Genomic DNA, 13752 nt, shown 5'->3' on the forward strand with positions numbered 1-13752 from the left:
CCACAAAAGATGAAGAACCAATATAGAAAAGAAAGTGATGAATAATGTCTATTGTAAAAATTCAAGGAGTGAAAAGATTAGATAATGCAATAAATAATGAAGTTGACACAAAATTATGTCATCTTGGTAAAATAAGTGTCAAATAAGGAGCCATTTTTCTTTCTTTTTTGTAGATAGACATTGTTAAACCAACAAAAATTAGCAATCCATTTTATATGCTAATTGGATTGCTAAAAGGTTTGTTATTTTATGTTTTGTACTATTAAACTTAACCCGTTAGATAATGGCACGCTACCCTCTTATATTCATTCAGTATGAAGTAACAATTGATCTAAATCCATTATTTTAATTTTCTTTTTCGGTAACCGTTTGATCAATCCAAGTTCTTCTAGATTAGTAAATTTACGGCTGATTGTTTCTGGTGTGGTACCAAGATACGAGGCTAAATCCTTTTTGGACATTGGTAAGATAATCGTTGGACTATTGCCACTTCCCTTTTCAACATTCTCAGCTAAAAAGGATATAATGCGGGTTTCTACATTTTCAATCGCTACTTGTGTGGTTTGTTTTTCAGAATCCTTCAAACGCATAGTTACTTCTGACAGTATTTTTAATGAGATCTGCGGATATTTCACCAAATACTCTTGTAAATCCTCTCGTTTAATTAAACAAATGGATGTATTTTGTAGTGCTTCCGCATAGTTCTCATGAATACTTCCAGGTTGGAAAATAGCGACTTCACCTGTAAAATCACCGGGATTTAAAATGCGAACAAGTTGTTCTTTTCCAGAATCCGATAAGCGATAAATCCGAGCCTTACCCGAATTGATAATATATAAGGTATCATCTTCCTCATCTGCACGGAATAACATTTCCCCTTTTTGTAGATGAAGTGTCTTGGCAGATTCCGCAATCAAATCCATTTGTGAGTCTTTCAAATGGTTAAAAATAGGAACAATACGAATACATTCTGCATGTCCATGTTGGTGATGACAACATTGGTTTTGTTCCAAAATAACCTCTCCTTTTTATAAAAAGCCTAAGAGGGCATCTTAGGCTTCCTTTCTATTCACTCGATTAAGCAGGTTTTACCTTTGATTTGACAACAGGATATCCTAAGTCTTCAATTGCCTTTTCGATATCGTTAATAGCGACTGCTTCTGAATCAAAATCTACTTTTACTTTACTTGCATTGAACATTACTTTCAAGCTATCTTGATTCACACCGTTTATTCCTTTCACCGCATTTTCAATCTTTTGCATACAAGATGGGCAAGATAAGGTTTCTAATTGAATCGTTGCTTTTTGCATAAATCATTTCCCCCTTCATTTTTTAACGACCGTAAACCAATCTATTCTTTTGTTTTTGAGTTACTTTAAGCCTGATATGCTTTATCTACTTCTGATAACATCTCGAATGTGCCTGCATACGTTTCACATACATCTCCAGGAATGGTGTAGTTGTCTGTGATTTTTCGTAATTGAGCAAATTCAGCATCTAAGTCAGGTTTGTTCGTACCTGCGTCTTTTACTTTTCCACTAATTGTTTCAAACAATTCACGTACTTCAAAGGCTTCTGGGTGATTCTTACCATGGGCCCGTGTAATTGCAGTGGTGTATAAATCCAGTTTTTCAAAATGGTTTGTTATTACTTCGTTAAATGTTTGTTCAGACATTATTATTTCCCTCTTTCTATATATAATTTTTGTTATGTGTGTTTGTCTTAGGCAGATTTTACTTTTGATTTAACAACGGGATATCCTAAGTCTTCAATTGCCTTTTTGATATCGTTAACGGTGATCGTTTCTGAATCAAAATCTACTTTTACTTTACTGGCATTGAATAATACTTTTAAGCTATCTTGATTAATCCCATTTAATCCTTTCACCGCATTTTCAATCTTTTGCATACAAGATGGACAAGATAATGTTTCTAATTGAATAACTGCTTTTTGCATGAATTATTTCTCCTTTCATCTTATCTTTGACTTTTTTGTTTTCCCTCTTCTTCTTTACAATTTAAGTATAGCTGAGGTTCAACGAAATGAAATTGACGCAAATCAAGTTTCAAGAAAAAGTAGGGGAGTATTTTGTTCTTCCTACCTGAATACTTCCCCTTTATCATTCGTCAAGACCGCTTTCTATTAAATTTATCCTCTCAAACGGTATCGAAGCAATCTCATACCATTCAAGATGACTACTAAGATACTTGCTTCGTGAACCAACATCCCGATTGACATATTCATCCATTCACTAAATAGTAGGCTAGCAAGTAAGATTAATACCACACCAACTGCTATGGCGATGTTCTGTTTCATGTTTCTTGAAGTTGATTTTGTTAAGCCTAATGCGTGTGGTAAACGACTAAAGTCAGAATTCATTAAAACAACATCTGATGTTTCAATTGCAACATTTGTTCCACTTCCCATGGCGATTCCGATATCTGCTAAGGCTAATGAAGGACTATCATTCACTCCGTCACCGACAAAGGCAATGATCCCGCCTTCTGCTTGCATTTTTTCGATATAAGCAGATTTTCCTTCTGGAAGCATATGACCGTGTGCTTCTGTTAACCCAAGTTCTCGAGCAACTAAATCTACGGTTCCTTGGTTGTCCCCAGAAAGAACGACAAGGTTTTTGACCCCTAGTTTTTTCAGTTTTTGAAGATCTTTTTTAACACCTGGACGGATTTGATCCCGAATACCCATCAGAACGTTTAATTCTCCGTCGACCGTAGTTAACACAAGAGAATTCCCATTTTTCTCAAAGCGTTCGACGTCTTTTTTAGCTTTTTCGCTTAATTTCACATTTTCCTTTTCCATTAATGCTACGTTACCAACGGCTATACGATGAACACCTATTTTTGCTACAATTCCGCCACCTTTAACGACTTCGGTTTCTTCAACAGTAGAGAAAGTTGTCTCGCCAATATCCTGTAGGACAGCTTTCGCTAGTGGGTGGTCCGATTCACGCTCCACACTTGCTAAATATCCTAGAACCTCTTCAGTATTTTTTCCGTAAAATTCTTTTTCGGCAACTTCAGGGTTTCCTACTGTCAATGTTCCTGTTTTATCAAAAACGATAGTATCTACTCTGCTAAAGTCATTGATAACTTCACTACCTTTTAAGAGGACACCATTACGTGCACCGTTTCCGATACCGGCAACGTTGGATACAGGAACCCCGATAACTAATGCACCTGGACATCCTAAAACAAGAATCGTGATAGCTAGTTCAATATCTTTTGAGAAAAACCAAACAATAAAACCAAGGACTAACACAGCTGGTGTATAATATTTAGAGAATCGGTCAATGAAACGTTCTGCTTCTGATTTGGAATCCTGTGCCTCTTCCACTAATTCGATAATTCTACCAAATGTTGTATCTTCTCCAACGCGATCAGCTCGAATTTGGATCGTTCCATTTTCTAAGATAGATCCTGCAAATACTTCAGAATCAACCTTTTTACTTACAGGTAAAGATTCTCCAGTAATACTTGCTTCATTAATGTGACCTTCACCAGTTAACACTGTTCCATCTACCGGAACTTTTGCACCCGTTTTAACTAATAAAATATCACCTTCGTCTACATCATTGACATCTACTTCTTCAAATTCTCCGTTTTCCATTTGCTTTAAAGCACTTTCTGGTGCCAGCTCTGTTAATTCTTTAATGGCAGAACGTGTTTTGTTCAAGGTACGTTGCTCCAAGTATGAACCAAATAAGAATAAGAAAGTAACGATGGCTGATTCCTCATAATTTTGAATCAATACTGCCCCAATAACTGCAATGGTAACTAAAACATCAATACTGACAACTTTTACTTTTAATGCCTGATAGGCTTGGATTGCAATCGGCGCCACACCAAGAATGGATGCAATGATGAGCGACCAATTGAAAATGGCCATGTTGTCTAAGGAAAATCGTCCGAAGAATGCAAGTGCAATCAAAATTGCACTGACCAGTGTAATGGAATTCTTTTTACTTAATATATATCTTTGCATGTTGATTCCCTCCAATTTCATTTGTATTCCTTGTTGATGACTCTAGTATAGGATGTTTCTATAAAATAAAAATTGATTAGTATCAAGTTCTATTGTAAAAGTGAAAAATTATAAAAGAACAGCAAAACAAATCTAACTGTTTTACTGAATAACTCTTATATATTATCGAACATACAATAAAGATGTCTTGGTTTTGAGTGTCCTGTTTTTTACTACACGGTAGGATTGGCTTAATATCAACCTTTACTCGTTTTTTAGCTATTTCTACTGTTATTAAAGGCGTTGCGCGAACGTTGCTTTGTAAAAGAACCGAAAAATAATAGATTATAAGTCAGAGAGGAGTTAGCTATGGATATTGGTTCGAAAATAAAAACTAAAAGAAATGAATTGAATTTAACTCAACAAGATCTAGCTGAAAAGGTGTTTGTTACGCGACAAACGATTTCTAAATGGGAATTGAGAAAAAGTACACCGGATTTAATTAGTTTGAAATTGTTAGAGAAAGCATTAGTTGCTGACTTCTTCGAAAATGAGATGGTCAGTCAATCGGAAGGAGCAAAATCAATGAATAAAAAAATACAATTTAAAGATATTCTTTTTACTTTGTTACTCGGTTTATCATATCTACCCTTACGCATTTTATTTACCTTCTATGAAAAGCATCGATCATCAAAATTTTCAGCCTATATTGTTAAACCTGCTTTTATCGCTTTATTTATTTATTTCATTGCAAGTATTCGGTCAGAATTTCTCTTTTCAGTAACTCTTGTAACAATAGCTCTTTACTTTGCCTTCACTCTTTATCATGAAGCTTAATTGGTCAGTTATTGATGAAAAAAAGCAACAATTCTTGTTAAAAATTGAGATGAAAATTCTAATTGTTCACTAAAAGAACTTTAGCAATATAGTTCCTTTAGAGAACAATTATCCAGTTAAGACTACTGATTGACTTAGCAAATGAAACAGAATTAGCACAAGGATATGTACCTTTTTATGAAAGATATATACAAACCTTCCACCCAACATTTTTTGAATACGATCATCTGGTAGGCTTTTCTGACAAGCTAGATGAAAAGATTTTAGAAGTAAATAAAATAGATATTAGAAATGTAGATCAGCTAGAAGATAAACTTATGAAAGTTCTAGAAGTGTTAAATGAGTATAGGAAAGATAGTCCTGAATAGAAATCTAACGCCCTACTGTTGTTTTGACACCACCATAAAGCCAACAGGAAAGATTTATTAGCTTAATAGTGGGGGTTAACTTTATGAAGCATTTAAATCGTTTCTAAGAGCTTCTGATTATCTAAATATATAAATATACCTACACAACAAACAAAGCCAAACAAGAAGGCATATAACAAGTTATAGAGTTTATTTTATCTCTTTCAATCATTCAGTCTTTCAATCTCTTTTATATCAAGTTCTTTTTCTTCCAGATGATTTTCATCTACTGTATTTAGATTTTCTTGCTCTTGATAGAATGAATGACTGTTAATATTAAAACTATTAATATTAGAACTGTTAGTATTAGTTCTGTTAGTAATAAAGATGTCTTGGTTTTGAATGTCCTGTTTTTTAGGGAACGGTAGGATTGGCTTAATATCAATGATGCTAGACTGAATAACGGACACAGTAAATTGATAATAAATTAAGCTATAATGAAAGTAATCAATTTACAGGAGTGTTCGTTATGTCTAAAAGAAAATATGATCATAGCTTTAAAATGGAAGCAATTCAGTTAGTAGAATCTGGTAGAAAAGCAACAGAAGTTTCAAGAGATTTAGACATCCCTATTCAAACATTAACCAAATGGCTAAGTGTTTATCGTAAAGAAGGTGAAAAAGGATTTGTTGGTAGTGGTAGACGTACCCCTAAGAAACAGTCTGAAGTTGATCTACAAAAAAGATTAAAAGAGCTAGAAGAAGAAAATAAGATATTAAAAAAGGCTCTATGCACATCTTTGCCAAAGACCAGAAGTAATATACAGGTTTATTGAAGAACACCGACATGAATTTCGTGTTATAAAGATGTGTGAAGTGTTAGGTGTTTCAAAAAGTGGCTATTATGGTTGGAAGAATCGTAAACCAAGTAAACGTACAATTAGACATGATGTATTGAAAAAACATATTTATCAAATTTATATTCAAAGTCAAAAACGTTATGGTAGTCCTAAAATTACACAAGTACTAAGAAGCAAAGGATGTACGGTCACACAAAGAACAGTCAGTAAGATAATGAATGAATTAGGTATTAAATCAAAACGCTATATACGATATAATATGTAAGAAGATTTTTATTTTTCAGACAGCCTTAAAAAAATCAAAACGGAAGGATTTTTATCTTGTTCAACTACTTATTTACAAACAGGCAGGGGCAGTTTCTCGTTGCAGGGATTATCTTTATAATCCTCGGATTTGCATTGATGCCGGTAGAGGGTATCTACAGTTCCATTGCGTTTTACATCGCAATTTTCTTTCTCGGTTTCTATGCATCCAAGAATGCGGTCATCGAGACGATTAGAGAACGTTCACCAAACGTTGACTTACTGATGATTCTTGCTGCTATTGGTGCGGTCATCATCAATTATGAGTCAGAGGGTGCACTGTTACTTCTAATCTTTGCGGGTGCTGAAGTGCTTGAGAACTACGCGACTAGTAAATCCACAAAAGCCATTTCTGAACTGATGTCCCACCTTCCTTCAACAGCAAGTAGAATCGGGGCTGATGGAGAAATTACGGAAATTCCTACAGAAGAACTGATCCAAGGCGATATCGTCCTTGTTGCTAAAGGGGAACAAATCCCAATCGATGGACAGGCAGACCGTCAAGTATCGGTTAACGAAGCAGCGCTGACAGGGGAATCTGTTCCGGTTGTAAAAGAAAAGGATGAAGAAGTTTTTGCCGGTACGGTAAACGATGGCAACTCGTTTAGATTAACTGTAACGAAAACGAGTGATGATACGATCTTCTCGAATATCGTGCGTATGGTTGAAGAAGCACAGCAAAGACCATCGAAACTATCGAAAACCATCGATCGAATTGAATCGAAATATGTAATCTCTGTTTTAATCGGGGTACCGGTGTTTATCGCTATCCTTTACTTCTTTAATAATTTAGGATTTGAAGAATCATTCTACCGTGGAATGGTCATGCTGACAGTAGCAAGCCCGTGTGCGCTCGTTGCATCGGCAACACCAGCGACACTGAGTGCGATTAGTAACGGTGCGAAAAACGGTATTCTGTTTAAAGGCGGTGCCGCGATGGAGGCACTGAGCACGATGGACATTCTATATAGTGATAAGACAGGAACACTCACATACGGTGACTTCGTCGTTGAAGAATACGCAGCTGATGAAGATACATTAAAAGAAGTGGTAACGATTGAACAACACTCGAGTCACCCGATCGCAGAAGCGATTGTGAAGAAGTTTAAAACTTTAGATTTAGATAGTGTCGATGACAGTGAACCGGTAGAAGAAATCGTCGGCAGCGGAATGAAGAAAGGCGATATCATCGTCGGTAAACCCGATGCATTTAAAGACTACACAGACCCATCGAACTACAGAGATCAAATCATTGCTGGAAACACGAATATCTTTGTCGGAGAGAGTGGACAAATTACTGGATACTTCTCGCTGGCAGACCAAGTCCGTGATGAAGCAGTACATGCCGTTGAAAACTTCCAGAACTCTGACATTGAAGTCGTACTCTTAACAGGAGATAATGAAACTGTTGCAGAAAAAGTTGCTGGAGAAGTGGGCATCACAGACTACACCGCATCATGTCTCCCTGAGGACAAAGTACGCTTTGTAAATGAAAGTCAGAAGAAGAGTAAGATTGTCGGGATGATTGGAGATGGAATCAACGACGCACCCGCACTGGCAAACGCTGATATCGGTATTGCAATGGGAAGCGGATCATCCGTTGCGATGGAATCATCAGACGTCGTAATCGTTAAAAACAACTTACAAAAACTATTCTATAGTTTCATGTTAAGTAATCGACTCAATCGCATTATTTTAGCAAATATTATCTTCTCTATTAGTGTGATTGTTATACTTGTATTATTAAATATATTCGGACTCCTAAATCTACCAACAGCAGTGCTCTTCCACGAAGGATCAACGATACTCGTTATCCTAAACGGATTAAGACTATTAAGAGCGAAATAATAGTATATTTATCTACTGTAAAGAGGAATACACCTTGTATAAATCAATATTGCTCGCTGCAGACGGTTCGGAAAACAGCCTGAGAGCAGCAGAAGAATCAGTTTTCCTAGGCTCAGACGAATCGAGTTTCGTTAATGGACAGGTCTTGCAGTAGACGACGGAGGGACTGCATACTAAGGAAATTAAATGAGACATAAAATAAAGGAAGCCATTTCTGGCTTCCTTTTAATCTTAATTAAACTTCGCATCACTTATGATAACTCTCTGATTATCACACCCAAATTTAACTAAAAACCGCATCATCTACCGATAAGCAGAAGCTTACCACAAATAAAACTAAAAAATAGATTGTATATAACTTATTTGGAAATAAATTGTGAATAATATGGTTCAACAAGCTAGTTAAACAATACTACATATATTAAAATTCAAACAAGGTACCAGTAAAACTATGTATTAACAAGCTAGTTTGATGTTATCTAAAAGAAATCGATATAAATTAGGAGCCTTACATATTTCACAATATATGATTACTGTATATTATAATAAGTTGATTATACTTCTGTTTTTATTACAACTAGTATATATAAAACCAAAACAAACAATGTTGAATACCAAAAGAATATGTAAAAATAACAAATGAAAACTCATAAAAAATATTATATCGTTAGGGTTCAAACTAATAAAAGTTTGGTTGTTATTCTGAAAAAAATGCAACATTATAAAATTAAAAATGGTATAGTACAATAATTAATATTTAATAGTCTTAAATTCTTAATATGAGAAAATTTTAACAAAGTCTAAATTTGTAGTAACTTAATCTTAATAACAACCACATTATAAAAGATTGAAACAGGACATATATTTTTGCATTTTTAAGTATTGCTTAAATTCCTTGTGTTTGTAATTCCCATAATTTTTTATATTCCCCATTTAATTGTATTAACTGTTTATGATTACCTTGTTCTTTTACTTTTCCTTCTTTCAATACATAAATTAAGTCCGAGTTTTTTATTGTACTTAATTTATGAGAAATAATGATAACTGTTTTACCTTTTTTAGTTAGTGCGTCTATATGTTGAATTATTTTATCTTCTGTTGAGCTATCTAGAGCACTAGTTGCTTCATCAAAAATATAAATATCTGGATTTTTTAAGAATGTTCGAGTTAAGGATAGTCGTTGTGCTTGACCACCTGAAAGATTTGCTCCTTCTCTTTCTAACATGGTTTGAAATTTACTAGGTAATTTATTTATAAATTCATAGGCTTCTGCTAAACGTGCTGCTTCTATCATTTCTTCATCACTTTTATTTTTATTACTACCATGTAATAAATTATTTTTAATTGTATCAGCGAATAAAAATGTATCTTGAGACACGTAGCCAATATGTTGTCTTAATTCTGAAAGATCAATATCTTTGATATTATTGTGATCAATTATAATTTGTCCTTCAGGTACAGAGTAATAATTATTAATTAATTTTCCAATTGTAGATTTACCACTACCACTTTCTCCAACTATTGCGACTTTTTGTCCTTTTTTTATACTTAAATTAATATTTTTCAATACTGTATTTCGAAAACCATATTGAAAGCTTAAATTTTCTAGCTTAATTTCATTTTCAAAATTGAAAGCATGATTTGATTGAAGTAGTACTTGTTCAGTTTCTAAATCTGTAATCTCTGCTATACGTCTTGCAGCTACAAAAGAAGATTGTACTGTTGGTTGAATATTAATTAAACGTTCAATTGGATCAAGATAAAAGATAGTTAAAGCATTAAAAGCTAAAAGACTTCCTAAAGACAGTTGGTTATTCATCACTAAATAACTTCCTATCCATAAAATGACAAGACTAATCGTTAATTTAAGAAAATTATTGATTGATAATTGCAGATTAGATAAATTTCCTAACTTTAATAAGTTTTTGATTAAATTATTAAACTTAGAGTTTCCGCCTTTAAATCTATCTTTTTCAGATTGATAACTTTTAATAGTATAGCTCCCATCAAATGACTCTATTAAATATGAACTTAATTCTGCATTGTTTTCCGCTACTTTTTGATTATAATGTTCAAATGGTTTTCTTAATGCATAACTACAAATTATAAAAAATGGAATAAATATTAAGGTAATTAAAAGTAATAATGGACTTTGCATATAAAGTAATATTCCACCTAATATAACCATAAAAGTGTCAACAAGTAAGGTGATTGTTGAAGAAGATAATGCTTCTCGAATCTTAGATGTATCCATAAACCTTTGTAATATTTCGCCAGATTTACGTGTATCAAAAAAATTTATAGGTAGATGAAGTACATGATAAAAATAATTTTTCATTAAATTCACATCTATTTTTAAACTGAGTCTTAAAATAAGCTGATATCTTAAATAAGTTATAAATGCATTTATTATGTATAAGATTAATATACCAAAACTAATAATATGTAAATTTTTAACAAAATTGGATGGAATAATATTGTCTGTTAAAATTTTAAAATAAATTGCTCCCGTAATACCTACAAAATTAATTAATAAAGAAATAAAAGAAATTAAAGTTAGTTTTCCATAGTTCTTTTTAAAAATATCTGTGAATACTTTATAGTAAGAAGGAGATTCATTTTGTTCAGAAAAGGTATCCAATTTTTTCGTTAATACTACAATATTAGTCCATATATTTTGAAATTCACTAGCAGATAACTTGTATTTCCCTTTAGCTGGATCAACGATGTAAAACATATTGTTCTTTATATTTTCTACAATAACAAAATGGTCATATCCCTGTTTATTAATAACATGAGCAATTATTGGTAATTGAACTTCTTTTAAATTTTCTATTGATTCTGCTTCTACACCAGTTAGTTCAATTCCAATCTGCTCTCCTGCTTTTACTAATCCATACAGATTGGTGCCTAATTTATCCGTTTTTGCGTACTCTCTTAATCTTGGAATAGAAACTCGTTTCCCATAATATTGAGAAATCATAGCTAAACATGTTGGTCCACAATCTTTTTCATCATATTGCTGAATGAACTTTAGTTTCCTCGCCAATTTATCGACTCCTATTCTTTATATATTAAAAATAGTGGGGAAGTTTAAATATCCCCACCATTCTTAAAAAATAATAATGTTTATTATTTTTTAGGTTTTTTTGTAATAATTGGTAACACTTCACGAGTTGCTTTACCAATATCTCTCCAAACATCGCCGCCATTAATGTTTTTTAATTCATTTGAGTTTAAAGTTTTCATAATCTTTCTTTTCCCTCCAATGCTTTAAATTATCCATTTGCGAAACCGTCTGCGAACGATCTAAAGCCGCCTGCTGCTTTACCAGTAATTCTACCAGCCCAGCCAGACTTGCTAGTATCTCCTTCCCAGTCACTTAAGCCATCTTTAAAGCCTTCTGTGAAATCGTTACCGCCATTGATATTTTTTAATTCATTTGAGTTTAAAGTTTTCATAATCTTTCTTTTCCCTCCAATGTTTTAAATTATCCATTTACGAAATTAAAGATGAATGAGATGATAAATAGTTACCACCATTAATATCTTTGAGAATACATAAATTTAAATTACATATCTCTAAATATTAATGTACTTAAAGATTATCTTAAGTAATTTAATTAACAATTAATATGAGATTAAATAGTATTAAATTTCTAAATATTTTATCTATTATGTAAGTTACTAATATTTAATTAATATATACATTAATTTTTATTAGTATGAGAGAAGACTTTGAAAATGACTGCTCATAAATTGATAAACTATAACCGATATTTAAGAACTATACATAGTGAAAATTAAAAACCTAATTAAAGCGATCGTTATTATTAATGACGAATTGTAATATTAAGTGCAACACTAATAAAATTTCAAAAAAAAGGCCCATGATTGGCACTTTATTGTAAGATGTTAATAACCACAAAAACACATACAAGGGGTGCCAATATGAGCTACATTCATCTTACAATAACTGAGCGTGCAAGTATAGAGATTCTTAGGAAAGAAAATTATTCTTTAAGAGCTATTGCCAAACGATTAAACCGTTCGGTTTCTACCATTTCTCGCGAAATTAAAAGAAATAAATTCAATCATAATTATGTTGCTGAAACAGCTCAAACTAATTATGAAACTCGAAAAAAGAATTGTGGTCGTCCTTCCAAATTAACAAATGAACTGATCAACACAATTATCCATCATCTAAAATTACGTTGGTCACCTGAACAAATAGTTGGCAGATTACTTCAAAACAACATATGCTTTAAAACAATTTACCGATGGATTAATGCTAATTCATTTGGTTTAGATTTGTTTCCTTATTTAAGACAAAAAGGCAAAAGACAACGACCTACAGAAACCCGAGGACGTTTCAATGTTGGCAAACCGATATCCCAACGTCCTAAGAATATCAAAAAACGTAATTCTTTTGGCCACTGGGAGGCAGATACAGTTGTTTCAAGCAGAGAGAAAAGTAAAGGCTGTTTGGCTACTTTCGCAGAAAGAAAATCTCGCTATTATATTTGTTTTCTAATGCCTGATCGTTCTTCTAAATCAATGGAAGTAGCTATAAAACAACTTATTTCATCTTTGCCTAACAATGCTGTAAAAACGATTACTGTAGATCGTGGTAAAGAGTTTTCATGTTACAAAAATATTGAATCTCAATTTGAGGTCGATATCTATTTTGCTGATCCATATTCTGCTTGGCAGCGTGGAACTAATGAAAATTCTAATGGATTACTTAGAGAATTTTTCCCTAAGAAAACAGACTTTGCAAAGGTAACACAAGAAGAGTTGGATTATGCTTTAAAGTCTATAAACCATCGTCCTAGAAAGTGTCTTAATTGGAAAACATCTTATGAAATTTTAAATTCTGAGTTGTTGCACTTAAATTGACAACTCAACATATATACTAACCTTTTAGGTAGGTGACAGTAATCGTCAGGGTAGCGTTCTAATCGATTTTGATGCATTTCAGCACTTTTAACGTAATTAGTGAGCGGTAAGACTTCGGTCGCTATAAGATGATGATCTTCAATCGCATCAATAAAGGCTTGTGCTTCTTTAAGGTGTTTAGGATATTCACTATATAAACCAGTTCTATATTTTAAACCAATATCTTGACCTTGTTGATGAACGCTGTAAGGATCTATGATTTCGAATAGATAACCCATTAAGTCAGTAACTGATACTTTGTCAGGATCAAATTCTGTTTTAACAGCTTCTACGTAACCATCGTATTCTCCGTCTAAAGTATTCGTAATGCCGTTTGCTCTTCCACTAGTCGTATTGATAACGCCAGGCAGTGTGCGAATATATGCCTCTACACCGTATAAACAACCTCCAGCTAAATAAACGGTTTCCATAAGTTTCACTCCTTTAATTGATAATCATTCTCACTTAAAATAATAACGAATTAGATTTGTTTATTCAAATCAGAAGTGGTATTAATACATCATTCAAATGGTTGTCTTCATATTACAAAAGCTACCATGTTATATGGATAACTCAATAATTAAATAAAATTTATTAAATGATCCTTAAATTGAAAATAAAAAATATGTTAATTATTTC

14 protein-coding genes are annotated in these 13752 nt (G+C 32.9%); 5 read left to right on the top strand and 9 right to left on the bottom strand.

Features of this window, described 5'->3' with window-relative positions; all coding sequences use genetic code 11:
• Window positions 1-305: 305 nt before the first annotated feature.
• The 5 genes from KA828_RS07795 to KA828_RS07815 form a co-directional block, all read right to left on the bottom strand.
• The gene (locus tag KA828_RS07795; RefSeq protein WP_031797728.1) at window positions 306-1013 is read right to left on the bottom strand and encodes a Crp/Fnr family transcriptional regulator; all 708 of its coding nucleotides are present in this window, start codon (window positions 1011-1013) and stop codon (window positions 306-308) included.
• Between the two features lie 64 nt (window positions 1014-1077).
• Complete coding sequence (locus KA828_RS07800) at window positions 1078-1311, bottom strand: heavy-metal-associated domain-containing protein (RefSeq protein ID WP_031797729.1); 234 nt, start codon at window positions 1309-1311, stop codon at window positions 1078-1080.
• A gap of 65 nt (window positions 1312-1376) precedes the next feature.
• A complete protein-coding gene (locus KA828_RS07805; RefSeq protein WP_026907429.1) occupies window positions 1377-1676 on the bottom strand; it encodes a hypothetical protein in 300 nt (99 codons plus the stop codon).
• 47 nt (window positions 1677-1723) lie between these two features.
• Window positions 1724-1957, bottom strand: a complete 234-nt coding sequence (locus KA828_RS07810; protein ID WP_031797730.1) for a heavy-metal-associated domain-containing protein — start codon at window positions 1955-1957, stop codon at window positions 1724-1726.
• Window positions 1958-2149: 192 nt separating this feature from the next.
• Window positions 2150-4003 carry a heavy metal translocating P-type ATPase gene (locus tag KA828_RS07815; RefSeq protein WP_210125976.1) on the bottom strand — a complete coding sequence of 618 codons (1854 nt, stop codon included), beginning with the start codon at window positions 4001-4003 and terminating at the stop codon, window positions 2150-2152.
• Between the two features lie 348 nt (window positions 4004-4351).
• On the opposite strand from KA828_RS07815, the gene KA828_RS07820 reads away from it, so the two are divergent.
• The 4 genes from KA828_RS07820 to KA828_RS07835 all read left to right on the top strand — a co-directional run bounded on the left by KA828_RS07820 (window position 4352) and on the right by KA828_RS07835 (window position 8176).
• Window positions 4352-4819: a helix-turn-helix transcriptional regulator gene (locus KA828_RS07820; protein ID WP_031903878.1), complete on the top strand. Its 468-nt coding sequence runs from the start codon at window positions 4352-4354 to the stop codon at window positions 4817-4819.
• Between the two features lie 822 nt (window positions 4820-5641).
• Window positions 5642-6001, top strand: a complete 360-nt coding sequence (locus tag KA828_RS07825; RefSeq protein ID WP_224728017.1) for a transposase — start codon at window positions 5642-5644, stop codon at window positions 5999-6001.
• Between the two features lie 31 nt (window positions 6002-6032).
• Window positions 6033-6290 (top strand): IS3 family transposase, encoded by a 258-nt coding sequence (locus KA828_RS07830; protein WP_049949289.1) that lies wholly within the window; start codon window positions 6033-6035, stop codon window positions 6288-6290.
• Window positions 6291-6346: 56 nt separating this feature from the next.
• Window positions 6347-8176: a heavy metal translocating P-type ATPase gene (locus KA828_RS07835; protein ID WP_031903879.1), complete on the top strand. Its 1830-nt coding sequence runs from the start codon at window positions 6347-6349 to the stop codon at window positions 8174-8176.
• Window positions 8177-9062: 886 nt separating this feature from the next.
• Here the strand turns inward: KA828_RS07835 and KA828_RS07840 are convergent.
• From KA828_RS07840 to KA828_RS07850, 3 genes are all read right to left on the bottom strand, one after another.
• The gene (locus KA828_RS07840; RefSeq protein ID WP_210125977.1) at window positions 9063-11225 is read right to left on the bottom strand and encodes a peptidase domain-containing ABC transporter; all 2163 of its coding nucleotides are present in this window, start codon (window positions 11223-11225) and stop codon (window positions 9063-9065) included.
• An 83-nt stretch (window positions 11226-11308) separates the two neighbouring features.
• On the bottom strand, window positions 11309-11425 hold the full coding sequence (locus KA828_RS07845; protein WP_210125978.1) for a bacteriocin: 117 nt from the start codon (window positions 11423-11425) through the stop codon (window positions 11309-11311).
• 29 nt (window positions 11426-11454) lie between these two features.
• Window positions 11455-11637, bottom strand: a complete 183-nt coding sequence (locus tag KA828_RS07850; RefSeq protein WP_053023292.1) for a bacteriocin — start codon at window positions 11635-11637, stop codon at window positions 11455-11457.
• Window positions 11638-12126: 489 nt separating this feature from the next.
• Here KA828_RS07850 and KA828_RS07855 point away from each other — a divergent pair, with 489 nt between their 5' ends.
• Window positions 12127-13074 carry an IS30 family transposase gene (locus tag KA828_RS07855; protein WP_193839788.1) on the top strand — a complete coding sequence of 316 codons (948 nt, stop codon included), beginning with the start codon at window positions 12127-12129 and terminating at the stop codon, window positions 13072-13074.
• On the opposite strand, the gene KA828_RS07860 is transcribed toward KA828_RS07855, so the two are convergent.
• Entirely contained in the window at window positions 13035-13544 is a 510-nt protein-coding gene (locus tag KA828_RS07860) for a peptide-methionine (S)-S-oxide reductase (RefSeq protein WP_210125979.1), read from the bottom strand. The genes KA828_RS07855 and KA828_RS07860 overlap by 40 nt on opposite strands.
• Window positions 13545-13752 lie beyond the last annotated feature (208 nt).

Source organism: Staphylococcus sp. GDY8P85P, assembly GCF_017892405.1.
Taxonomy (GTDB): Bacteria; Bacillota; Bacilli; order Staphylococcales; family Staphylococcaceae; genus Staphylococcus; species Staphylococcus borealis.

What these genes read in the sequence shown, in the direction of transcription:
- KA828_RS07855 (WP_193839788.1), top strand. Translation starts at nt 12,127, where the DNA reads ATGAGCTACATTCATCTTACAATAACTGAGCGTGCAAGTATAGAGATT.
- KA828_RS07850 (WP_053023292.1), bottom strand. Translation starts at nt 11,637, where the DNA reads ATGAAAACTTTAAACTCAAATGAATTAAAAAATATCAATGGCGGTAAC.
- KA828_RS07845 (WP_210125978.1), bottom strand. Translation starts at nt 11,425, where the DNA reads ATGAAAACTTTAAACTCAAATGAATTAAAAAACATTAATGGCGGCGAT.
- KA828_RS07830 (WP_049949289.1), top strand. Translation starts at nt 6,033, where the DNA reads ATGTGTGAAGTGTTAGGTGTTTCAAAAAGTGGCTATTATGGTTGGAAG.
- KA828_RS07860 (WP_210125979.1), bottom strand. Translation starts at nt 13,544, where the DNA reads ATGGAAACCGTTTATTTAGCTGGAGGTTGTTTATACGGTGTAGAGGCA.
- KA828_RS07820 (WP_031903878.1), top strand. Translation starts at nt 4,352, where the DNA reads ATGGATATTGGTTCGAAAATAAAAACTAAAAGAAATGAATTGAATTTA.
- KA828_RS07815 (WP_210125976.1), bottom strand. Translation starts at nt 4,003, where the DNA reads ATGCAAAGATATATATTAAGTAAAAAGAATTCCATTACACTGGTCAGT.
- KA828_RS07800 (WP_031797729.1), bottom strand. Translation starts at nt 1,311, where the DNA reads ATGCAAAAAGCAACGATTCAATTAGAAACCTTATCTTGCCCATCTTGT.
- KA828_RS07805 (WP_026907429.1), bottom strand. Translation starts at nt 1,676, where the DNA reads ATGTCTGAACAAACATTTAACGAAGTAATAACAAACCATTTTGAAAAA.
- KA828_RS07810 (WP_031797730.1), bottom strand. Translation starts at nt 1,957, where the DNA reads ATGCAAAAAGCAGTTATTCAATTAGAAACATTATCTTGTCCATCTTGT.